Source organism: Actinomadura physcomitrii, assembly GCF_008923205.2.
Lineage (GTDB): Bacteria > Actinomycetota > Actinomycetes > Streptosporangiales > Streptosporangiaceae > Spirillospora > Spirillospora physcomitrii.
This window is the reverse complement of the sequence record NZ_WBMS02000017.1, coordinates 95,184-116,826: the sequence shown is the minus strand read 5'-3', so window position 1 is coordinate 116,826 and position 21,643 is coordinate 95,184. Positions and strand designations below refer to the sequence as shown.

Below are 21,643 nucleotides of genomic sequence, written 5' to 3'. Positions count from 1 at the left end.
CAGGTCAGCCGACAGGTGAGCGCTGGAAGGAGAGCCTCGCTCGCGGGCCGGTACCAAGGACGATCAGGGTTGCAATGGTCGCTGTGAGGACAAGGAGACCGGCTCTGGTGGCCAGGTGCTGGGCACCGACGAGGTTGGCGAGCGGCCCGGCGGTCAACATGGTGAGCGGCATGAGTGCGTAGCTGGACACCATGTTCCAGCTGTTGACTCGAACCAGGGCCTCGGAAGGGAAGCTGTCCTGCAGGGCGGTCGTCCATAGGACGTAGTAGACGGCTTGCGTCACCCCCGGAACAGTCGCGCTGATGGCGATGACCTGCCATGATGCTCCGCTGCCCATCGCGAGCATGGGGAGCGACACCGCTGCCGGCAGCGCTGCGGCGGTCAGGATGGTGTGAGCGGGTCGCCACCGCGCTCCTAGCGTGGCGCCTAGCAACGCACCGAGAGGTTCTCCGGCCCTGATGATTCCCCATGCTCGCGCGTCCCCGTGTCCGTCGGCCATGTAGAGGGGGCCGGCAACTTCTGTGTAGCAGGCCAAGGCGGTGATGATCGCCGTGTACTGCAACGTCATGATCCAGACCCATGGGCGCTCGCCGAAGTGACGCCACCCGTCGCGGAGATCGCGTAGCGGCCCGGTGGCGATCCTCTTTGAGCGACCGGTGGTGAGGCGACTGAGAAGGAAGGCACTGATGGCGCAGAGGAGTCCCCTGGCCGAGGCCGCCCACGCCGGGCCGATCGTGGCGACGACCACTCCGGACGACGCCAGGCCGATGAGCAGGCCGACCGACTGTGTCTGGTTGATGAGGGCGTTGCCGGCCGGCCGGTCTCGTGAGGTCAGCAGGTCGGCCACGAGGCCCGGAAGCGTGGGGAGGTAGAGGGCTGTGGCGGTCCCTCCCACAGCGGCGAGCGTGCACAGCAGCGGCAACGATGTCCCGTGCGCGGCCAAGGCGGCACCGATGGCAAGCCATGAAGCGCATGTGAGGGCTTCGGCTCCGGCGAGGACCTTGTGTCGGCGGAATCGGTCTCCGATCACGCCCCCGCAGATCATGAGCAGCGCGGGGAAGGCGTTGCTGGCCAAGACGAGGGACAGGCCGCCGGCGCCGTAGCCTTCTCGCATGGTGCCCCAGGCCAGGGCGAGCTGCCCGAAGCCGATGCTGGAGCAGGAGACCAAGTGCGCGGCGAACAGGCCGGCAACGGATTGGTCGCGCAGAAGGGCCAGCGGCGAGCAGATCCCGGTGATGAGTGGTTTGTTCATCTGTCGCCGATCAAGTGCTTGACGATGAACTGCGCGATGTCGCCGTAGGCCTTCAGTTCGTTCTTGCGGTTCGTGAAGCCGTGGCCCTCGTCGGAATAGATGTCGTAGCGCACGTTGACGCCACGGTCACGCAGCCGATCGACGATCTGGTCGGACTCGTTCTGCGGCACCCGTGGGTCATGCGCGCCCTGGATGACCAGCAGGGGCGCGGTGATGGCTTCCGCGTAGGTCACTGGCGAGCGTCGGGTGAGGTGATCGGCATCGGTTTCGGGGTCGCCGAGCACGGCCGCCACGATGCTCTTCCACGTGGGAGGGCAGGCCTGCGCGAGGGTGACCAGGTTGGTAGGGCCGCAGAAGGAGACGCCTGCGGCCCACTGGTAGGGCAGCCGAGAGAGACAGGAAAGGGCCGCGAATCCGCCATAGGAACCGCCCATCACCGCGATGCGGTCGTGATCGAGACCAGGCGTGGCTTGGATCTGGCGCACCGCGTGGTCGAGATCCTCGAGGTCGACGCCCCCCCAGTCGCGGTAGATGAGCTTCTGATAGGTGAGCCCGTACCCGGTGGAGCCGGCGATGTTGGGGGCCACGATCGCAATGCCCTGGTCGAGCAGGTGCTGGTACAGGCCCGAGTAGGCGTAGATGGGACGTTCCTGGGCCTCGGGTCCGCCATGGATGGACAGCAGGACGGGATGGGGTCCTGGCGAGTGCGGACGGTAGAGGAAAGCGCGGACCTGGCGTCCATTCGCGGACGGATAGGTGATCGACTCCGGCTCCACCGGCTGTACAGCGCGCATGGCCGGCGGGCGGCTGTCAGTGAGGTACCTGAAGCCTCCTGCCATGTCGAGGACACCGATCTCACTGGGCCGGGTCGCCGAGTCGATCCGCAGGACGATCTGCTCGGCATCAGGCGTGAGGCTGAGCGCGTCGACGACTCCCTGAGGGATCCCAGGAAGGAGCAGTGGGGCGCCGTTCTTGGTGGCCTGCAGTGCGGAACGTCCATCCTCGTTACGTGACCACACGAGAGTTTCGCCGGCAGCCTCGAGAAGTTCCACATCCCAGTCGTCGGTGGTGAGGCGCCGCAGCCCGGCATCGTCGATGGAGTATCGGCCGATCGAGGTGAACTCCCCCCACACGTCGGTGCAGAGATAGAAGGCACTGGAGTCCGGTGCCCAAGGGCCCGGGGCAAACAGACCGTGGCCGTACTCCACGGTGACGCAGACGGGCTCGGCTCCGGGGCCGGCGACGTCGATCAGATAGGCGGCCACATCGGTGTTCGATCGCGCTCCGGTCGCAGAAAGCCATCGCCCGGACGGCGACAACCGCACCGGCGCGAAGATCACTCCCGCGGGCGGGACGATGCGGCGTTCTGAGCCGTCGGACAGATCGCGGATGAGGATGTCCTGGACGGCGCGGTCCCGGTCGTTGGCTCCGTAGATCAGGAAGCGGCCCTCCGCGTCGAAGGGGTCGTCGGCCAGCACACGCTGGCAGTCCGGCCCCGAACTGACCTCCTCGGGATCTCCCCCGCCGGCGGCGACCTGGTAGATCCTGTACTGCTCGTCGCCGTTGCGGTCGGCGGTGAAGACCAGGCTGCCGCCGTCCGGCGTCCACGCGATCTGCCACACCGACCGCTCGTCCAGCCCGGCCACCCTGCGGGCGGCGCCCCCGGCGACCGGGATCGTCCACAGGTCGAAGGACCCGGTGACATTGCTGGAGTAGGCGATGGTCGTCCCGTCCGGCGAGAGCGCCAAGTGCCGCCGGAAGCGCTCTTCGGGCACGAAGTCCAGGTATTCGGGCATGGGGCGCTCCAGGTTGGGGTTTCTAGATCCAGCCGCGGCGGGCTGCAGCGGCGCCGATCGCGACGCGGCTGGAGACGCCGAGGTACTCGCGGATCGTGCGGATGTACCGTTCGGTGCTCTTGGCGTTCACACCGAGTTCCCGCGAGATCCGCGCATCGGTCAGTCCCTCGGCCAGCAACTTCAAGATGTCCATGTGGACCTGCTTGAGCGGCATCTCCGGTTCCGCGGCTCCGAAAGGGATCGCCCGTTCCCACAGCAACTCGAAGTACTCGCGCAGCGCGCCGACGATGACCGGAGCGCGAACGAGCAGCGCACCCGACAGGCCCGTCGGTGTGAGGGGGAGCAGCGCGACCGCTTCATCGGCCAACTTCATCTTCATGCCGATCTTCGGCAGGATCCGGGCTTCCTCACCCGCCTCGACGTGGATCTGCATGATCTTGAACCCGACCGGATGCTCGGCGCAGGAGGCCTGGTAGATGTTCCGGCACCTGACCTTGCCCTCGAAGGCGGGCGGCGGCGGCATGCTGACCAGCTTCTCCAGCGGCCGCTCCAAGGCGAAGTTCTCAAGGACGAGCCACTCCCGGCGGGCCGTGCCGAGCAGCGCCCGCGACGTGTCGGTGATCTGGCGCCCCTCGGTGAGGATCCGCACCAGCCGGTCCGCTTCTGCTTGCAGGATGCCGGGGAATGGGTGTGTCGCCGCCATGCGGCGTTGACCGTCCAGCAGCCGCTCGTGAGCCGCCACCAGCTTGCGGGACAGAGCCGCGAGCGCTCCCTGCAAAGCCAGGTCGGGAGCGGTGGCCACCAGCCGTGGCGACAGCGTCAGCCCCGAGGGCAACGCATACGCCATCCCCGCCCCGACCAAGGCGTCCACCACATCCTGGCCGCCGAGCAGGTCCGGCGCCTCGGAACTCTGGCAGCCGTCTCGTTCGAGCAGTTGCTTGTAGGGGGTGAGCAACTCGTCGAGAACGATGCCCTGAAGGAGCCTTGCCGCATCATCCACGTCCTCAGCGCTCACCGTCACCTCCAGTCACAGAGAGTATCGATGCGATCAAAGTTCGTCACCGGGTTCGGTGAGTGGTTCCCCGCAATGACGAGAAGTCGTCACCCGCAGGCACAGCCCCGTGCAGCCTTCAGGAACCACGCCACCAGCCAATTCCGGCGCCCCCGGGCCACAGCTGCAGCTGATCACTTACCGCCATCAAGCGTTTCGATCAGTGTCCTGCCCTGGCGCGAACCGCTTTGATCAACGCGCCCCAACACCAATCGACCTTAGGAGGTCACATGAACTGCAGGCCAAAGACCGTCAACCTCCGGCGCCTCGCCAGCCACCCCGCTCGGCGACTCGGCCGGCTGCTCTCCGCCGGGCGACCCGCACGTCCGTTGATGGCTCGCGCCTTCGGCCACCCGCAGGGCGTCGGCCTCCTCGGCCCGGGGACGGACGGCCTGCTCCGCACCCTGTTCGTTGATGCGGTGGTCGATCGGTCAAGAACCACCGAGGTCGTTCTCACGCACACCGACCTGGAGCGCCTCTTCCCCGAAGACATCGACCAGTTCCTCGTGGAGCACTACGACTCCGGCCTTAACGTGACGGCGACCCTCGAAGATGCCATCGAGCGTCTCGAAGATCGAGCGGCGAACTGGAACTCGCACGAAACCGCAACGCGGTCGCCGATCCTGTGGCTGGCCGCTCCAGGCGAGGATGCCGACGTCGTCCACGACACACTGTGCTCTCTGGACGGCGCGGACATCATCGCGATCTTCAGAGGCGCCTGGCCATACGGCCCGACACACCTCGTCGACGCCGACGGCCCAAGACAGGTCCCCAGCCAACTCGAACTGCTGTCTGCTTCCGAAGCGATCGGCAAACTCACCGCTAGCCCCTGACGAGGATGCCGCATTGACCGTCGGCCTGTTGGGTGCTCTCATCAAGGGGGTCGCTGCCCGCGCTCATTCATACTGTCCGGACGGCCCATCCCCGCTGGGCCGTCCGTCAGTCACGAGTCTGCTGCCGACGCTGTGGCAGACCGTCGCAAACTTTCCGGTCTCGGCGCCGACACAGGGGTGGCAGTGCCAGGGCGGCGGGCGTTCATTCGATCTCGTCGATGAGTCCCCAAGTCTTGGCTGTCTGCACATCGAGGGGCCGTCCGGACAGCGCCATAAACATCGTCCGCCACCGGCCGATGCGGCGCGGGACGCTCACAGTACCCCCGGCCCCGGGAATCAGGCCCATCGAGACCTCGGGCAGCCGGAACGTCGCGCCGGGCGCGGCGACCACCCGCCCGGCGAATGCCGGCAACTCGATTCCGGCGCCCACGCAATGACCGTTCAGCCGCGCCTCGACCCGGTCGGAGAGTTGGTGCAGCAACCGCCCGGCGCCGCCGAACGTGCGCACGAAATGCGCTGTCGTGAGGTCGGGGGCGGTACCGAACTCGTCGAGATCACCGCCCGCGGAGAAGGACGGTCCCCCGCCGGTGAGCACGACCTGCTCCACGCTGTCGTCCAGCGCGGCGATCTGCAACGCCTCGACGAGCGAATCCCGCACTAAGCGACCGTAGGCATTGCGGCGTTCCGGCCTGTTCAGTGTGATCAGCAACCGCCCGGCGGCGCGCTCGACCAGCACGGGCTCCGCTGCGGGCGGCGGCAAAGGCCGCGTCCCTCGCTCATCCAGCCAGCTCGCGAACTCCGAACCGCCGAGCAGGGTGGAGTAGGCGAACGACTCCAGGTGGAGCCCGGCCGTCACATCCTCGCCGCCCGCCCTCAGCACCTCCGCAAGCACAACCGCGGCCTGCGGGTTCGCCGACGCGGCGGCACGCAGCAGGGCGGCTTCGGACGCGGGCTCCTCACAGCCGACAAACTCCCGGCCGCTCGACGCACCCTTGGGCACCAAGGTCACGTCCAGTGCTCGCGCCAGTTCCCTGGCGGGCCCAGTGACCGGCCCGCTCGCGAAACCGACCATGACCCGGTCGATCGTGCGCGCACTGGCGAGGGCCCGGCCCGCGTCGTCTACCTGGTCGTCCAGGTCGATCGTCAAGAGCGGTTGGACTACCTGGCCGTCCTCGTCGAGAAGGGGGTCTCTGCCAGCGCCACCCACGAGCGCGGATGCCGTCACCGATGCGGTCATAACTGTGGCAGCCTATACGCAGGTTGTTGAGGCTCCTGCTGATGCGTGGGGTCGAGCGGGCCTCGCCTAGTGCAGCGGCGAGTGCGGCGACCGACGCGCTCGAGGAGACGCTGGCGTAATTGGAGGTGACCTCGTATCCCCTCGCCATACGCCGGTTGGGCACCGGGTCTGAGCCGTCTACTCCGGCCTGTCCACTGCCGATGATGTCGCGAGCCGTACTCGCACACCATTGTTTCGTTGTGTGTGGAGTTCCGATTGCTCTCGACTACGGCCCGATCAGCTGGGTCAGGGCCGTCGGTCGCTTCTCCGCTACGATCCTGATGGTGGACGGGAGTGCGTCACCCCCGGTGACCGAGATGCAGGACGCCCGCAGTCGACTCAGCACCCGAAACGCCAGGAATTGGAGGGTGCTGCTCGACACGGCAGAGACTCTCCTGTTCGAGGAGGGCTTCGCCGAGCGGGGTCCGCAGCAGACGCTCGCAACCTCCTCACCTGCCCCTCCAGTGTGCTCTATGCCTTCAGGACGGATTCGGCCTTGTTGACGTTGACCTTGGAGCCCATGCGCGGACGCAGCGGCGGCGCCTCGGGCCGGCGCCGATGAGCGGCACGCCGCAGGCCGCGGGTGCGGCGTCGGACGTGGGTGTGGCGGCGGCGTGGGCCGCGAGCGGCGCGATGGTGCTGTCGGGGCATCCGGACGGCCCGCCCCTTCTGCCTCCCGGCCGCGCCGCGCACGTCGCTCGGGAGCTGGCCGAACGATTCGCCGGCTCCACAGGGGCTCCTCGCCTGGATGGCGCGCGCTTGCTGGCCGAGCGCGCCGCCTGCACAGGTCACGTGCGGCGTGGACGGGTGTCGGCCGGCGGTGCGTCCCGGCTACTTCCCACAGCGGACGGCTGGGCCGCGGTGTCGTGTGCCCGTCCCGACGACCCGGCGCTCCTCGGCGCGCTCGCCAGCGCCGACGTCCGCGACGATCCGTGGCCGGTGCTCTCCGCCTGGCTCCGCGGGCACACCGGCGCCGAACTCGCCGGGCGCGCCGAACTGCTCGGCATCGCGGCCGGGCCGGTGCGCGCACAGGCACCGCCCTCACACGTCCCAGCGCCAGCGGCGCCCCGTCCTGTGAAGGACGCACTGGTCGTTGACTTCAGCGCGCTATGGGCCGGCCCTCTCTGCGCGCACCTCCTCAGCCTGGCGGGCGCACGCGTCGTCAAGGTCGAGACGCCCACCCGCCCGGACGGCGCCCGGTACGGCGACCCCGGCTTCTACCGGCTCCTGCACGCCGGGCACCGCTCCGTCGTACTCGACCCGGCGACCACGGCCGGCCGCAACGCGATGGCGGCTCTCGTGGACGCCGCCGACATCATCATCGAGGCGTCCCGCCCGCGCGCCCTGGCCCGTTTCGGCCTCGACGCCGACGCCGCTGTCGCCACCGGGACCGTCTGGGTCTCGATCACCGCGAACGGCCGCTCTTCCGAGCGCGTCGGCTTCGGCGACGACGTGGCCGCGGGTGCCGGACTGGTCTGCCGCGACCCGGACCTGTCCCCCCTGTTCTGCGGCGACGCCGTCGCTGATCCGCTGACCGGCCTCACCGCGGCCGTGCTGGCCGCATCCGCACCGCCCGGACGCGGCGTCCTGTGGGACGTGTCGATGACCGATGTCGTCGCAGCGACCCTTGAGCCGGGTCCGCCGCTCCCCAGCACACCGGCCGCCCGCCGCGGTGACGGGTGGGCCATCGAAACCGGAGTCGGCCTGGTTCCCGTCGCTTCTCCGGAGCGCCGCGAACCCGGCGGTGATGCGCCGGCCATGGGCGCCGACACGGGCGAGGTGCTCCGGAGCCTGGGGATCCCCCTCCCATGAATCCGCGGACACTCGGGTGAGCGGGCTCCTGTTCCGCGACGCCGAGATCGGCGGGCGCAGGCGGACGAACGTCCGCGTCGCGGGGGAGCGGATCAGTGAGATCGGCGCGCATCTCGCGCCGGCAGCCACCGACGAGGTGATCGAGTGTCGTGGCGGCGCGCTGATCCCGGGGCTGTGGGACCACCACCTGCATCTGCACGCCCTGTGGGCGTGGAGGAGGTCCGTCCTGTGCGGGCCCCCTGAGGTCGAGGGATGGGACGCCCTGTCTGCGAAGCTGCGCTCGGCGGTGCCCGACGAGACCGGGTGGGTGCGCGGTGTCGGCTACGTCGAGAGCGTCGCCGGGGACCTGGACGCGACACGCCTGGACTCGCTACGCGCCGACGTCCCCGTCAGGATCCAGCACCGCAGCGGCGCGCTCTGGATGCTCAACTCCGCCGCGGCACACGAGACGAGCCTGGCCTCCGGGCACCATTCCGGCATCGAACGCTCCTCCGACGGCACCCCCACCGGACGGCTGTGGCGCGCCGACGACTGGCTCCGTGCCTGCCTACCGGCCGGAGCGGCCACCGACCTGTACACCATCGGACGCGAACTGGCGCGGTACGGCATCACCGGCGTCACCGACGCCACCCCGGATCTGAACACCGACACCATCGCCGCGTTCGAGAACGACGCCGTTCCGCAGCGCGTCCATCTGCTCGGTGTGCCCCTCGCTGCCGCGCCGCCCTGCCATCCGCGGGTGACCACCGGCCCTTACAAGATCGTCTTGGCCGACTCGGGCCTCCCGTCGCTGGACGACCTGACCGGCCGCATCACGGACGCCCACGAGCGAGGACGGGCCGTGGCCGTGCATTGCGTCACGCGCGAGGCACTGCTGCTGCTCCTCGCGGCGCTCGGCGAGACCGGGGTCCGCGACGGCGACCGCATCGAGCATGCCGCGCTCGTGCCGGCCGAGTCCATCGGAGAGCTGGCCCGGCTGGGCCTACGCGTTGTCACCCAGCCAGGCTTCATCGCCGACCGGGGCGACGATTTCCTTCGCAACGTCCCGACCTTCGACCACGGCGACCTGTACCGTTGCCGCCGCCTCTCCGACGCAGGCGTGCCGGTCGCGTTGTCCAGCGACGCTCCCTATGGACCTCTCGACCCCTGGACGGTCATCGACAGCGCCGTGCACCGCCGCACCAACTCCGGAGCGATCGTGAACGGAGACGAGGCCATCACTGCGCGCGCCGCCCTGCTGTCCTACCTCACATCGCCCGACGACCTCGGCGGGCGGACACGTGGTATCCGAGCCGGGGCCGCCGCCGATCTGGTCCTCCTCCACGTCCCGCTCGCCGAGGCGCTGCACAGCCCGGACGCGGAAGCCGTCCACCGCACCGTCATCGCCGGTTGCCCCATCGAACCCTGACGACCTCGTGGCTGTCCAGGGCGCTGATCCCGCACGTGACCATGGCGATCACTACGGAATCGTCCTCTGTTCAGCGTCGAGGAGAGTCGGGTCCTCGCGGAGTTCGCGGCGGACCATCGCCTCCCAGAAGCCGAGGAAGCCGTTGCCGTCTCCAGCGAGCATCTTGTCCGTCCACCAGCGCGGCAATGACGTTTTCCCAGCGATTTTGATTCGGGCGCCGGGGATTAACAGGCTGTAACAGGTAGAATCGGGCAGACTCGCGAACACGGCGACATGCCCCGAAGCAAGCGTGGCGCCCCCGGTAGAAGAGGTCTCACCACAAGTCCTCGCCTACTACCGAAAGGCGCCGCGTTGGTCACCTATCATGCCATGCTCGACGTCCCCCGCGAACTGATCCGCTTCGTGGCCCTGCTGCGCGCCGAACGCCGGGCACGCGGGACCAGGAAGGGAACACGATCCTTGACCTGCTGGAAGCGGGCTCTGTTCGCGATCGCCTGGTTCCGGGACAAGCCGAACATCACCCTGCACGGCGCCGCCTTCAGGCTGTCGCAGTCGACCGCCTACCGGTACCTGCACGAGGCCATCGACGTCCTGGCCGACCGCGCCGCCAGCCTGCACCAGGGCACTGGAGAAGGCGGTCGCCGACGGGCTGCCGCACCTGGAGATGGACGGCAAGATCTTCGTAACCGACCGGTGCCGCCACAAGACCGTGAGCGTGCAGGGCGAAACGATCGACGCCTGGTTCTCCGGGAAGACCGGCGATTTCGGCGGCCAAGTCCAGATGCTGTCCGAACCGGACGGCTTCCCCATCTGGTTCAGCGACGTCCTGCCCAGCGGAGTCGTGGACTTCCAAGCGGCCCGGGCATTGGTCCTGCCGACGCTGTATCCCTACGCCAAGACGATCCCCGTCCTTGCCGACCCCGGCCACCAAGGCGCAGGCCACGGCATCATCGTCCCCTTCAAGAACCCCACCGGCGGCAACGTCCTGGCGATCGACAACCGCTGCCACAACCGCCTGCAACGATTCCTGCGATGCCACGTCGAACGCGGCTTCGCCCTTGTCACCGAACGCTGGACCGCACTCAAGCACACCACCCTCAGCCCAGCAGAATCGGGGACAACGTCCGCCCCGCACACGTCCTCGTGCTCTTCGAGTATCGCGGATCGGTTGAAAGCCGCTGACAAAACCTCAATGCGTGGTGCACCTGGTGCGCTCGTCGCTGCGGTATGCGTCCAAGGCGCACCGGAGCTGGCTCACCAGGGATCTGCGGCAGATCTACACCGCCCCGACCGAGGCCGCCGCCGAGCAGCGGTTCGCCGACTTCGAAACCGAGTGGGGCACCCGCTACCCGGCGATCGTCCGGCTGCGGCGGGACGCCTGGCCGACCTTCACCCCGTTCCTGGCGTTCCCGGCCGAGATCCGCAAGATCGTCTACACCACCAACGCGATCGAAAGCCTGAACTCCCGGTTCCGCCAGGCCACCCGCCGCCGCGTACACTTCCCCACCGAGCAGGCCGCCCTCAAGGTCCTCTACCTGGTCATCCGCCAACCCCTGAAAGGCCGACCCAACATGACCGGCAATACCACCGGATGGAAGGCAGCGCTGAACGCGCTCTCCCTGCACTACGGTGACCGCATCACCCTGAACTGAAAACCGATCACCACCTCACCCACAAACTTTCAGACAGTCCCCGAAGAATTTGTCAGTGGCTTTGGCGGATCAATTGTCAGTGTTGCGTGGTGGCAGGGCGTCAGGGGGCGGGGGTGAGTCCGTGCAGGGTTATATCGGCGAGTGCGGCGGCGGCGGTGAGTAGGTCGTCGGTGCCGAGTGGGCCGCCGTCGGCGTGCTATTGGTTCATCAGGGCGCTGATCGGGCCCATGACGGCCAGGAAGTACAGGCGTTTGGGGGCGCGGGGGATGCGGCCGGCGGTCATGAGGTTGTTCAGGCAGGGCGCCAGGGCCGTGTACATCGGCGCGGCGTACTGTTCTTGCAGGTAGTTGGCGCGGGGTGAGTTCTGGGTGTTCTCCAGGACCAGGACCCGGTTCAGACCGGGGTCCAGGGCGATCTCGCGGTAGAAGCGCCGGACCAGGGCGGTGAGGCGTTTGGCGTCGTCGTCGAAGTCGGTGTCCAGGACGTCGGTGAGCCGCTCGCGCATCCGCTCCAGCGCGTACCCGCCCGCGGCCTCCCAGAACTCGGCCTTGGATCCGTAGCGGTCGTTGATGAAGTTGTGGCTGACGTCCAGTCGTTTGGCCAGCAGCCTGGTCGAGGTGGCGTCGTAGCCGAGTTCGGCGAATGCCGCCAGGCCTTGGCGCAGGATGTCTGTTTCCTGCCCGCCTGCCGTTCGCGCCCTCACCGCGTCCACTGTAGCCACCAGGGGTGGTGATGGCCGTACTCGGCCCGGCCCTTGACGGCGGCCGGGATGAGATTAATCTGGCACCTGCCAGATTAAAGGAAGGGTTCTTTACAACTCGCCTGATGTGCTCGGCCTCGCGCACGGACGCATCGCGTCGGGGGACGGCGGCGACACCGGCAGCCCACTGCACAGAGCGGACCCCACCCCATGCGCCTGAACCGGATGCGCCCGAAGCATTATCACGCCGAGGCGGCTCCCCGGCACCGCAAGTCTCGGCTACGGCGGCTCGGCGGCCGGGGCGAGGCGGGTGCGGCAGGGCCGCCGCGGCCGGCCTTGACCCGGCGGGTGTTTGGGGGTCGGCGGCGGGCGTTCCTGCTGCCGCTGGCCGGAGCGACCGTGCTGGCCCTGGTGCTGGTGGTGAGCGTCTACCGGGTCGCTAGCGCGTTCGGTCTGGGCTGCGCCGGGGGCTCGCCGTCGCTGACCTTGAACGTGGCGGCCGATCCGGCCATCGCGCCGATCGTGGCGCGGGCCGCGCGCCGCGCCACCTCAGGGCACGCCAAGGCGGCCGGGAGTTGCCTGCGGATCCGGGTGCGGACCGCCCAGTCCGCCGACATCGCCGAACTGCTGGCCGGGCAGGCGGTGCCCAGACTCGGCACGGTCCGCCCCGACGTGTGGATCCCCGACACCGACCTGTGGACGGCCTTGATCCCGGCCGCTCAGCGCTCGGCGCTGATCCCCTCCGGTACGCGCATCGCCAGCACACCGCTGGTGGCGGCGCTGCCGCGGCGGCTGGCCGGCCGCACCGCGGGCCAGGAGTTCCTCGCCGTCCCCTCCTGGAAGACCATGCTGAAGGGCGCGGCCACCCAGACCGCCCCGCCGGGCTCACCGGCGTCCTCACCGGTGCAGGTGCAGATACCCGACCCCACCCGCACCGGCGCCGGGATCACCGCGCTGACGGTCGCCGCCACCCTCACCGGCAACGACCCGGCCCAGCGCGCCCAGTTCAGTGGCATCGCACGGGCGCTGCGCGAACACCAGGCGCCCACCGTGAACGACGCGCTCACCGGGAACCACCGCGACCCCACCTTCATCCTGGCCCCCGAGCAGGCCGTGTACGTCCACAACCGCGACGTCCCCACCGACCCGCAGGTCGCCGTGCAGCCCGTCGAGGGAACCTTGACCATGGACTACCCCGTCCTTCGCGTCACCCGCCCCGGCCGCCGCCCGCTGGCCCCCCAACAGTTGGACGCGCTGCACAACCGGCACCTGGACCAACGACGCGCGGCGGCCGGGCTGCTGGAACGCGCACTGGCCTCACAGCAGACCCGCCGCGACATCCTGTCCAGCGGATTCCGCACCCCCGACGGGCAGGCCCCCGCGAGCTTCGATGCCCTCATCGGCATCAGCCCCCAATCCCCCCAGCTCCTGCCCGCCCCGCCGCCCGACCAGGTCGCACAGATCCTGCAGGCGTGGGCGCAACTGTCACTGGGAATCCGGCTGCTGGCCGTGGTCGACATCTCCGGCTCCATGAACCAGCACATCGCTTCCCGTACCAGCCGCCTGGAGGCGACCACGGCGGCCATGCAACAGAGCCTGGCCCTGTTCTCCGACGACTCTGAGGTCGGCCTCTGGGAGTTTTCCACCGACCTGGACGGCCACCGGCCCTGGAAACAGCTGATCGACGTCGGCCCCCTGAGCCAGCGATTCGGATCGGTCACCCGCCGCCAGCTCGGCCTGACCGCCTTCAGTGCGCTGAAGGTCAAGACCCACGGCGACACCGGTCTGTACGCCACGGTCCTCGCCGCCTACAAGGAAATGCAGCGCTCTTACAAACCCGAGTTCGTCAATACGGTCGCGCTGTGGACCGACGGCCGCAACGACGACCCCGCCGGTCCCACCCTCCAGCACACCCTGGACGCCCTGCGCCGCCAAGCCGACCCCACCCGACCCGTCCAGGTCATGATGTTCGGCATCGGCGCCGGCACCGACACCACCGCCCTGGCCCGCATCGCCCAAGTCGTCCAAGGCCAGACCTTCCAGATCAACTCTCCACAGCAGATGCAGACCATCTTCGCCCAAGCCATCTCTCGCCGCGTCTGCGCGCCGCACTGCCCATGACGCCACCGGACGCGTGTTGGCGAGGGTCCAGCCCTACCCGTGCGGGTCACAGTGGCAGTGGCGATCTCGAACGGCCGCTCGGTGCGCGGGCAGGACAGCCAGCCGCGGTCGCCTCGCTAAAAGAGGTCGAGATCCTCAACAGAGACACCGGCCCCACCGCACCGGCGTCCACCCCGACGTGCTGTTCAGCCTCCGCTACGAAGAGCGCCACCTCGCCTCGCTCGCCTCGGCGAAGACCTTCCACCCCCCCACCGAGACCTATGGCCCGACACCCTCAAGAGCAATCCGGATGACACCCTCACCGAGCCCCCCACCCGCCGACGACTACTCCGCGTCGCCCACTGGTAACTAGCAGTGGTTTGTTGAATCAAGGTGGGATGTATGAGGTGCAGGCCGTGACCTGCGGAGACTTTGTCGATTAGTTCTTGGAGTTCAGTGGGTGGGGGCGTGTTCGACCATGCCTTCCACCAGCGAGTGAGTGTGATGGCGGGGATCAGCCAGGATCGGACGGCGCGGAGCGTGTGGGGGCAGTTCGGGGCCAGTGACGTGTCGGAAAAGGGGCGGGTCTGTTGGGGCCCGGGGGTGGGGCCCCTCTCTGCAGAGGTGGCGGTGGCTGGTCGGGGTGGGGGCGGAGGGTGTCGCGGATCGGCGAACCAGGTGTTCCAGCAGAAGCTGCACGCGCAGTTGACCAGGATCTGGTGGCAGCGGATCGCGGTGTCGGAGCGGACCTGGAAGTCGGCCCATCCGAGTTCGTCCTTGATCTGTTTGTAGGACTGCTCGATCCAGTGGCGGATGCCGTAGATCCGGACGAGTTCGGCCAGGTCGGCGGCAGGGTGTGGGCTGTCGCCGCCGCGTGCGGGGTCGTGGGGCCCGCCGTGGCGGGGCAGGTTGGTGGCCAGGTACCAGGTGGCCTTGGCCGGCAGGGCGCCCGGTCGGCGGTGGCCACCACCAGGCGGGTGTGCCCGTCGGGGCCCCACCAGCCCAGCGTGGCCTCGGCAGCCCACCATTGCTCGGCGTGCCCGTCCCGGAAACGACGATCGATCGGCAGCCAGTCGCCCCGACGTTCAGGGCCGCCCCAGTCCAGGATGCGGGCTGCGTCGGCCGGGATGTAGGCGTCGGAGCCGTAGGCCCAAACGCCGTGTCGCGGTTTGAGGGCCATCACGAACGGCAACCCGGCCCTACGTAGTTCGCCTCGGAAGTTGTCCTGGTCGCCGTAGGCACTGTCGGCGGCCACCGCCCGAAAACCGAACCCCGCATGGTCGACCCTTCGGGCCAAACCCGCCGTGATCTGCAGCTTGGTGCGAAAGGCGGGTCGTTCTTACCTTTGGGGAAGTGCCTGGCGGGCCTGTACGGCTGGGCGTGCAGTGGGTAGTAGATGCGTTCATCGGCCCGCAGCATGGTGACGGTGACGATCCCGTTGTCGGTCTTGCCGTAGCGACCCAGCCGCTGCCGCCCCACGTGCGCGGTGGCAGCACCGTCCTTGCGGTCACCCGAATCGTCGATAACCAGCATCCCGTCCCCGTGCGGAGCCGTCGAGGCAGCATCCAGCAACAACTCCAACCGCCGGTCGTTGACCCGATCGGCGTCCAAGCGCGACTCGCTCAGGAAGAACTGCAGCCGCTGCACCGCCCGATGCTGCGCACCCACCACCGGCTCGGCGCCGGCCAGGCAGGTCAGCGTCTTGTTCGCTCCCGCGGCGCCAGCAGCCCGGCCAGATACTCCCGGAACCCCCGCCGCTGCGCCAGATGCGAAAACAGATCATCGAACTGGGCCGCATACCCCTCCAACGGCCCCGGCGCCGGCGGACACCGCTTCGCCCTGGTCACCACGACTCACTCCACACAAGGCCAAGGCGCGGCCACCACAACACCTACCCACACAGAGCCCTGATCCAACAAACCACCGTTAGCGGCCGGGTGGACTTCCCAATGTCTTCGGTCAAGCAGCGGCGGGCTGAGCCGAGGGCGATTGGTGCAGCGCCGGTCTCGTATGAGGGCCCAGAGGACGTTCACGCGGTGCCGGTCTGCCAGTGGACGTACTCGATCGCGCCGCCCTTGGAGGTCACGCGGGTGCAGCGGAACTCAAGGTCGAGGTCCTCGATGTTGAGCGAGAGGATCTCCCGCGCCCGGGCCCGGGCCGCGGTCTCGTACAGCATCCGCCACAGGACGCGCTCGCGTAGCGGGTGGCTGTCGTCGGTGAACAGTTTGTCCAGGCGGGGGCGGGGATGGCGCGGTCGCCGCGGCGGGCGGGCTTGCGCCGCTGGAGGCGGCGGGCGGGGTTGGTGGCCAGGACCTCATTGCGCTGCGCCCAGGTCACGAACGAGGTGAGCGCGGAGCCGGATCTTCACCGCGCATCTGGCCTATCGGCACGGCCAGGGCGCCGCCGACACCTATCATGCGGGGAGGAACTGGGCCAGCGCGGCTCGGATGTCCGGCTGGTGGCCGCCTTGGTTGAGTTCGAGGATGGCGGCCTCCACGACGGCGCTGTTCCACATGGCTGCGCTCGGCTCGGGGTGCGCCCGGCCCATGGCGGCGAAGTCGGGACTGGTCAGCTGGACGACCTTGCTGTTCCGGGACGCGATCGCCTCGATGATGGCGGGGTCGACGCGGGCCTCCAGCAGGAGTGCGCGGACACCGCGATGGCGCAGGCATTCGTCCAGGTAGGCGTTCGCGGCGGTGAGCAGCCGGTCTCGGCCCGGTGCCATTCCCGCGATCGTCTTGTCGATCTCTGCGAACGCGCGGTCGTGGAATTCGGTGTGCAGCGCCAGCAGGAATTGCGACCGGTCGCCGAAGTGGTGGAAGAAGGTGCCCTTGGCCACACCCGCCTCAGCGACGATGAGGTTGACGCTCATGCCTGCCAGGCCCGTCCGCTCTGCCAGGGACAGGCCGGCGGTAATGAGCTGCTCTCGCGTGGCCGCCGCGCGCTGCTGCCGGACGCCGGTGCTCACTGCGCGCTCCCGGCGGTCTCCTCCGATTCGAGGAAGGGCAGTACCAGACCCAGGAAGCCGTCCGGATCGGCGGCGAAGGGCACGTGCCCGGTCTCCATCGTCCGCAGGTCCGCATCCGGTATCGCCGCCTGCGTCTCCCGTGCGGCCGACATGGGGAGGATGATGTCGCGGGCCCCCCAGGCCAGCAGCACAGGTACACCGAGCCGGGGCCCGTCGGCCCGCAGGTCGTAGGCCGGATCGGCGATGCTGCGCCACAGCGCGGCGGACACGGCGGCGCCCGTCCTGCTGCGCGCCCTGTCCTGGACCCGGCGGGTGATGGCGCGGAGCCGGTCGCTGTCCGGCTTCATGTACCGGGGAACGAGCCGGGGGAACACCGCCCGGTTCACGGTCCGGACCCCCAGGGCTCGGGCCGCGAGGCGGGGGACCTTGACGAACCCGCCGGCATTGACCAGGACCAGCCCGGCGACCCGGTCCGGGTGGTCCAGCGCGAGCCTGGCCGAGGCGTACCCGCCGACCGAATTGCCGACGAACACGGCCCTATCCAGGTCCAGCTCGGCGACGAGATCGGCGAGAACGCCCGCGAGCAGCGGCGCGGTCACCAACCGAGGCCCCCCGGCCGGCATCTCGGAACGACCGTGACCTGGCCAGTCCACGGCCAGCACGCGATGGCCGGCGGCCGCCAGAGGCCCGGCCACCGCGTCGAAGTCGGTGTGGTCGTGCAGTGCGGCGTGCAACAGCACGACCGGTCGGCCACGGCCCTGCTCGGCATAGAACACCTGCCCCGCTCTACTTCGGACGAAAGGCATCCTGCATCTCCTCTTCAATGACCGACCGGTCGGTCACTCGATGGCCAGACTACTCCCTGTCCGAGCGCGGACACCAGCGCTGTGTGGCTTGGAACACGGGCCGAAGTGTCAGGCCCGGCCGGTCCAGCCCTCCGCTTCAGGCGACGCCGCAGGCGCCGGTGACGAGGCGCACCGTCATCGGTGACCTCATCACCGCACTGACCGCCGCGGGCGTTCCTGCCGAGACGGCCCTGCTCTCTCTCGACACCGTCTTGGCCTACGCCAACGGCTTCACCATTGAGGAACAGTCCCGCAAGAGCCGCTCGCGCGATGGCCCCGCTCCCGCCGCGACCTTGCCTTCACCGCCGGCCTCGACCTGTTCGTCACGGGAATCCGGCCCTCGCTCCCCACCGCCTGAGCAGACATCGGCACCTGCCGGCCAGTTCCATATCGCCAACGGCGGGCGTTCCTGCCAGGAGTACCAGCGCAGCACGGACCTGTTCATGGTGAGGGCCTGGCTTCCCAGAGCCCGAGAGGGGGCCCGGGTCTTCACGCTCCACATGGCCGGAGTCCCTCAGTCCGCTCGGGCGGGGTGATAAGAGGGTGTTTCGTCGACGGCACGGCGGCTTCCTGGGGATGGGGCGGCGTCCGTCGGCGTCCGCGGGTCGATCCGAGCGCTTACGGGTTGAGCGTTGCCCTGAGTTCCGTTTTGCGGACCTTTCCTGCCGCAGTCCGCGGCAGGGTGTCGACTACGATCAAACGCTCCGGGGTCTTCTGCCGGGCGGCTCCTGCGGCGGCGAAGTGCGCTCGAACGGCGTCAAGGTCGAGGGAGGCGCCAGGATGCAGGACCGTGAACGCGCAGACGCGTTCGCCGTAGCGCTCGTCGGGCTCGGCGACGGCGACGGCCTCGGCGACGGAGGGGTGCGCCGCAAGCAGGTCCTCGACCTCTTTCGACGAGATCTTCTCTCCACCTCGGACGATGATGTCCTTCAACCGGTCGGTGACCGTCAGATAGCCGTCCTCGTCCAATCGTCCGACGTCTCCTGTACGGAGCCAACCGTCCCGCGCGAACGTGGTCGTGTTCAAGGCCTCGTCTCGGTAGCCGGGGAACAGCTCGGGACCACGGGAGAGGATTTCGCCGTCTCGACCAGGCGGCACGTCGTGACCTTGGGCATCCACGATGCGGACCTCGTTGCCGGGCATCGGGCGCCCGTCGGTGTGCGCGCGTTTGGCGAGCGGGTCGTCCGGGGTGCCCGAGCTTATGGTGGGGTGCTCGCTGGATCCGTACGAACGGTAGGCCGCGACGCCGGCGCGTTGAACGCGTTCGACCAGCACGGGCGGAACGCTGGCCGCGCCAACCAGGTAGTCGCGCAGGGTGCCGGTGCCGCGACCGGTGTTCGCCGCCGCGTCGAGCAGGGCCGCCAGGTGAAAGGGAACACCGGCTGAAGACGTGACGCCGTGACGATGGATCAGATCCAGTGCGACTTCAGCGTTCCAGCGCTCCATGAAGACGGTCGAGAGTCCGTGGATCAACGCGCGCAGGACGACGTTCAGCCCGGCGACATGGCCAGGGGGAAAGGCATCCAGATAGACGACGCCGTCCGCGCTGCGGCGGACACCGGGGAGCGTGGCCATCTCGGCCATGAGGGTCCGGTGCGTGTGCTGGACGCCCTTCGGCTCAGCGGTGGTACCGGACGTGTAGACCAGCACGGCCACCTCGTCCGCAGGTGCGGGAGCGAGCGTCGGCAGGGGGTCGGACGCCTCGAGTTCCGTCCACGAGGCGGCGCCGGGCGGCATCGGGACGGCGCCGCCGTCGCGGATCGCGATGACGGCGCGGAGATCAGGCAGGTCGCTCCGAGCGGCCAGCACCTCCGCCGCCATTCCCGGGAAGGCGATCAACGCGGTGGCACCGGACTGGCGCAGGACGAAGGACACCTCCCGGAGCTTGTAGATCGGGACGATGGGCAACGCGACCGCACCGCAGAGCAGCACGGCCGCATGGACGATCGCGTTCTCCACCCGGTTCGTCAGTTGGAAGGCGACGACGTCTCCACGTTGGACACCGAGCCCGGTGAGCCCGGTGGCGACCCGGCCGGCCCGTTCGAGAACCTTCGGCGAGGAGATCTCGATTGTTCCGGTTTCACCGTGAAATACCAGGTCGGCGGGTCGCCGGGCGGCGCCTTCCCGCAAGGCGGCCGCCAGGTCGGCCGGACCGGCGCTCGCTTCGGCCTCCGCCGTGTTCTCGATCGTCATCGGACATCGCCTTCCAGGCTGCTGGCGGCCGCCGTGCGCCGGGAGGAGATCGCGTCGCCCCAGGACGCGATGCGATTCCAGAGCTCCCCCCTGCGACCCGCGAAGTTGTGGCAGTGACCCGATCCCTCGACGATCACCAGCGTCACGTCAGCGGAGGCGCGATAACAGGCAGGTTCCGCATATGGGTCGGGTGAGACGTCGACCCGGCCGAACCCGAGGAAGATCGGCACGTCGACCGCTTCGGCGTACTGCCGGACATAGCCCGGAGTCGTGACCTCGGAGGCCGCTCGGACGGGCACCCGGGATTGCGCCGCGTCATCGACGCGAATGACCTCCTCGGGCACGTCGGGGCCGTGGAACAGCTGCCGCAAGAGTGCTCGCGGCACGATCGTCGAGGTCGCGTCCGGAGCCGTTCCCGTGGTCGCACGAAAGATGGCCTCGGTCTCGTCGACACGTTCCTCGAGGGCCTCCGACGTGGCCTTCTCATCGTGGACGTTGGTGATGTCGACGCCGTAACCGAGAAGCACGACGGCGTCGTAGGCTCCGGCTTGCGCTTGGACCATCGTGGTGAGGCAGGCTCCCATCGAGTGGCCTGCGCCGATCAATGGCAGGTGGGGCAGGGGCGGCAGTCCGGGGACGAGTGTTCCGCCGTCCAGTCGCGCTCTGATCTGGGCGGCGACGGCCGCATCCCCTCTCGCCATGAGCTGCAGAGTCACCGCTCCGGAGGCCGTCGGGTCGGAGCTCCCACCGACGCCGAGGTGATCGAGGGCGATGACGACGTAACCGCGACCGGCGAGATGCCGCCCGAAGCTGTAGCCGTCATGGCCGGGCACCTCCGGATGCCAGTACCTCTTGTCGTAGGTGCCGCCGGCCAGGCACAGGATGGCACCCTTCACCTCGGCGGCGTCCTCCGGCGCGAAGATCCAGGCCGTCTGGCTCAGCGGCTCTCCTGTCCCGATCTCCTCGGTGACATCGAAAGACCGATCCAACGGTCGCACAGTGGCCTCCCCGGTCGGATGACGACACGTTCCCACCATTGTAGGTTATCTATGTCAACGTAGTAACCTCAGTTGCGCGCCGCCCTACACGAATCACTGGAAGGCGGACAGTCGGAGTTCCAGGAGGCCGTGCACGTTCGACCAGTAGGCCGCGGCGTCGCACCAGGCGCCAGCCCGTACTCGGGGATGGCCTCATGCCATCCGCGGAGAGCGATGCTCATTTCGATCCGGGCCAGATGCGAGCCGAGGCACCGGTGCGGTCCCCCGCCGAACGCCAGGTGCGGAGTGGTACTGCCTCGCCGCAGATCCACCGTGCCGGCGCCGCCGACCAGCGCGTCGTCGCGGTTACCGGCGACCAGCGGGAAGAGGACGAGCTCACCGGCCCTGAGCCGGTGGCCATCGAGCTTCTAAACCGACGGTCGCGGGTTCGAATCCTGCCGGGCGCGCCACCCCTCACCTGCATAAACACATGCTTACAACCCAAGATCCACGCCCGACATGTCCCCGTGTTAGCTCCATGTTCGCTCGGATGTCGCAGCCCTGTCGGCAGCGGTCCCCCCAGCGGACGCCCGGACCGCAACACAACCCCGCTGCCCAGCGTGAGCGGAAGGTGATCTGATATGCGGCGTCCCGCCTGCCCATGATGGTGGCACTGCCGGGCTGTCTGGCGCTGACTTCGTTGCCCGGAATCGGACGTCCGTCGGTGTGAGCGCGTTTCGCGAGCGGATTCGTCCAGGGTGCCGGAGCCGATCGTCGGGT

At 69.0% G+C, this 21,643-nt stretch carries 16 protein-coding genes and 2 pseudogenes; 6 read left to right on the top strand and 12 right to left on the bottom strand.

Features of this window, described 5'->3' with window-relative positions; all coding sequences use genetic code 11:
• Nucleotides 1–4: 4 nt before the first annotated feature.
• From F8568_RS22375 to F8568_RS50525, 3 genes are read right to left on the bottom strand one after another with little or no spacing between them, the layout of a single operon-like run.
• Nucleotides 5–1,252, bottom strand: a complete 1,248-nt coding sequence (locus F8568_RS22375; RefSeq protein ID WP_151594814.1) for an MFS transporter — start codon at nucleotides 1,250–1,252, stop codon at nucleotides 5–7.
• On the bottom strand, nucleotides 1,249–3,048 hold the full coding sequence (locus tag F8568_RS22370) for a S9 family peptidase (protein ID WP_151594815.1): 1,800 nt from the start codon (nucleotides 3,046–3,048) through the stop codon (nucleotides 1,249–1,251). Before F8568_RS22370 ends, F8568_RS22375 begins: the two co-directional genes overlap by 4 nt.
• Before the next feature lie 22 nt (nucleotides 3,049–3,070).
• Nucleotides 3,071–4,063 (bottom strand): LuxR C-terminal-related transcriptional regulator, encoded by a 993-nt coding sequence (locus F8568_RS50525; RefSeq protein WP_151594816.1) that lies wholly within the window; start codon nucleotides 4,061–4,063, stop codon nucleotides 3,071–3,073.
• 266 nt (nucleotides 4,064–4,329) lie between these two features.
• On the opposite strand from F8568_RS50525, the gene F8568_RS22360 reads away from it, so the two are divergent.
• On the top strand, nucleotides 4,330–4,932 hold the full coding sequence (locus F8568_RS22360) for a hypothetical protein (protein WP_151594817.1): 603 nt from the start codon (nucleotides 4,330–4,332) through the stop codon (nucleotides 4,930–4,932).
• Between the two features lie 202 nt (nucleotides 4,933–5,134).
• On the opposite strand, the gene F8568_RS22355 is transcribed toward F8568_RS22360, so the two are convergent.
• Complete coding sequence (locus F8568_RS22355) at nucleotides 5,135–6,169, bottom strand: enoyl-CoA hydratase/isomerase family protein (RefSeq protein WP_151594818.1); 1,035 nt, start codon at nucleotides 6,167–6,169, stop codon at nucleotides 5,135–5,137.
• Between the two features lie 597 nt (nucleotides 6,170–6,766).
• Between F8568_RS22355 and F8568_RS22350 the strand changes: the two genes are divergently transcribed.
• The 4 genes and pseudogenes from F8568_RS22350 to F8568_RS22335 form a co-directional block, all read left to right on the top strand.
• Complete coding sequence (locus F8568_RS22350) at nucleotides 6,767–8,020, top strand: CoA transferase (protein WP_151594819.1); 1,254 nt, start codon at nucleotides 6,767–6,769, stop codon at nucleotides 8,018–8,020.
• Between the two features lie 16 nt (nucleotides 8,021–8,036).
• Nucleotides 8,037–9,428 (top strand): amidohydrolase family protein, encoded by a 1,392-nt coding sequence (locus tag F8568_RS22345; RefSeq protein ID WP_202125115.1) that lies wholly within the window; start codon nucleotides 8,037–8,039, stop codon nucleotides 9,426–9,428.
• Between the two features lie 664 nt (nucleotides 9,429–10,092).
• A pseudogene (locus tag F8568_RS48450) lies at nucleotides 10,093–10,461 on the top strand (transposase family protein); the annotation flags it as partial.
• 148 nt (nucleotides 10,462–10,609) lie between these two features.
• Nucleotides 10,610–11,080: pseudogene (locus F8568_RS22335) on the top strand (transposase); the annotation flags it as partial.
• Nucleotides 11,081–11,276: 196 nt separating this feature from the next.
• Here the strand turns inward: F8568_RS22335 and F8568_RS22330 are convergent.
• Nucleotides 11,277–11,783: a TetR/AcrR family transcriptional regulator gene (locus F8568_RS22330; protein ID WP_151594822.1), complete on the bottom strand. Its 507-nt coding sequence runs from the start codon at nucleotides 11,781–11,783 to the stop codon at nucleotides 11,277–11,279.
• Nucleotides 11,784–12,128: 345 nt separating this feature from the next.
• Between F8568_RS22330 and F8568_RS50520 the strand changes: the two genes are divergently transcribed.
• Complete coding sequence (locus F8568_RS50520) at nucleotides 12,129–13,901, top strand: VWA domain-containing protein (RefSeq protein WP_151594823.1); 1,773 nt, start codon at nucleotides 12,129–12,131, stop codon at nucleotides 13,899–13,901.
• A 1,158-nt stretch (nucleotides 13,902–15,059) separates the two neighbouring features.
• Here F8568_RS50520 and F8568_RS48440 read toward each other — a convergent pair.
• The 7 genes from F8568_RS48440 to F8568_RS22290 form a co-directional block, all read right to left on the bottom strand.
• Nucleotides 15,060–15,527 (bottom strand): transposase, encoded by a 468-nt coding sequence (locus F8568_RS48440; RefSeq protein ID WP_236008883.1) that lies wholly within the window; start codon nucleotides 15,525–15,527, stop codon nucleotides 15,060–15,062.
• A 382-nt stretch (nucleotides 15,528–15,909) separates the two neighbouring features.
• The gene (locus F8568_RS22315; RefSeq protein WP_202125117.1) at nucleotides 15,910–16,056 is read right to left on the bottom strand and encodes a hypothetical protein; all 147 of its coding nucleotides are present in this window, start codon (nucleotides 16,054–16,056) and stop codon (nucleotides 15,910–15,912) included.
• A gap of 237 nt (nucleotides 16,057–16,293) precedes the next feature.
• On the bottom strand, nucleotides 16,294–16,848 hold the full coding sequence (locus F8568_RS22310; protein ID WP_151594824.1) for a TetR/AcrR family transcriptional regulator: 555 nt from the start codon (nucleotides 16,846–16,848) through the stop codon (nucleotides 16,294–16,296).
• Nucleotides 16,845–17,654: an alpha/beta fold hydrolase gene (locus tag F8568_RS22305; protein WP_151594825.1), complete on the bottom strand. Its 810-nt coding sequence runs from the start codon at nucleotides 17,652–17,654 to the stop codon at nucleotides 16,845–16,847. The genes F8568_RS22310 and F8568_RS22305 overlap by 4 nt, the downstream gene beginning before the upstream one ends.
• Nucleotides 17,655–18,311: 657 nt before the next feature.
• On the bottom strand, nucleotides 18,312–19,886 hold the full coding sequence (locus F8568_RS22300; protein ID WP_151594826.1) for a class I adenylate-forming enzyme family protein: 1,575 nt from the start codon (nucleotides 19,884–19,886) through the stop codon (nucleotides 18,312–18,314).
• Complete coding sequence (locus tag F8568_RS22295) at nucleotides 19,883–20,875, bottom strand: alpha/beta hydrolase (RefSeq protein ID WP_202125118.1); 993 nt, start codon at nucleotides 20,873–20,875, stop codon at nucleotides 19,883–19,885. Before F8568_RS22295 ends, F8568_RS22300 begins: the two co-directional genes overlap by 4 nt.
• Nucleotides 20,876–20,952: 77 nt before the next feature.
• On the bottom strand, nucleotides 20,953–21,195 hold the full coding sequence (locus tag F8568_RS22290) for a cytochrome P450 (protein ID WP_328600946.1): 243 nt from the start codon (nucleotides 21,193–21,195) through the stop codon (nucleotides 20,953–20,955).
• Nucleotides 21,196–21,643 lie beyond the last annotated feature (448 nt).

Excerpts from the sequence above, each read along its gene's own strand:
- F8568_RS22375 (WP_151594814.1), bottom strand. The coding sequence starts at position 1,252 with ATGAACAAACCACTCATCACCGGGATCTGCTCGCCGCTGGCCCTTCTG.
- F8568_RS22300 (WP_151594826.1), bottom strand. The coding sequence starts at position 19,886 with ATGACGATCGAGAACACGGCGGAGGCCGAAGCGAGCGCCGGTCCGGCC.
- F8568_RS22305 (WP_151594825.1), bottom strand. The coding sequence starts at position 17,654 with ATGCCTTTCGTCCGAAGTAGAGCGGGGCAGGTGTTCTATGCCGAGCAG.
- F8568_RS22355 (WP_151594818.1), bottom strand. The coding sequence starts at position 6,169 with ATGACCGCATCGGTGACGGCATCCGCGCTCGTGGGTGGCGCTGGCAGA.
- F8568_RS22315 (WP_202125117.1), bottom strand. The coding sequence starts at position 16,056 with ATGCTGTACGAGACCGCGGCCCGGGCCCGGGCGCGGGAGATCCTCTCG.
- F8568_RS22370 (WP_151594815.1), bottom strand. The coding sequence starts at position 3,048 with ATGCCCGAATACCTGGACTTCGTGCCCGAAGAGCGCTTCCGGCGGCAC.
- F8568_RS22360 (WP_151594817.1), top strand. The coding sequence starts at position 4,330 with ATGAACTGCAGGCCAAAGACCGTCAACCTCCGGCGCCTCGCCAGCCAC.
- F8568_RS22350 (WP_151594819.1), top strand. The coding sequence starts at position 6,767 with ATGAGCGGCACGCCGCAGGCCGCGGGTGCGGCGTCGGACGTGGGTGTG.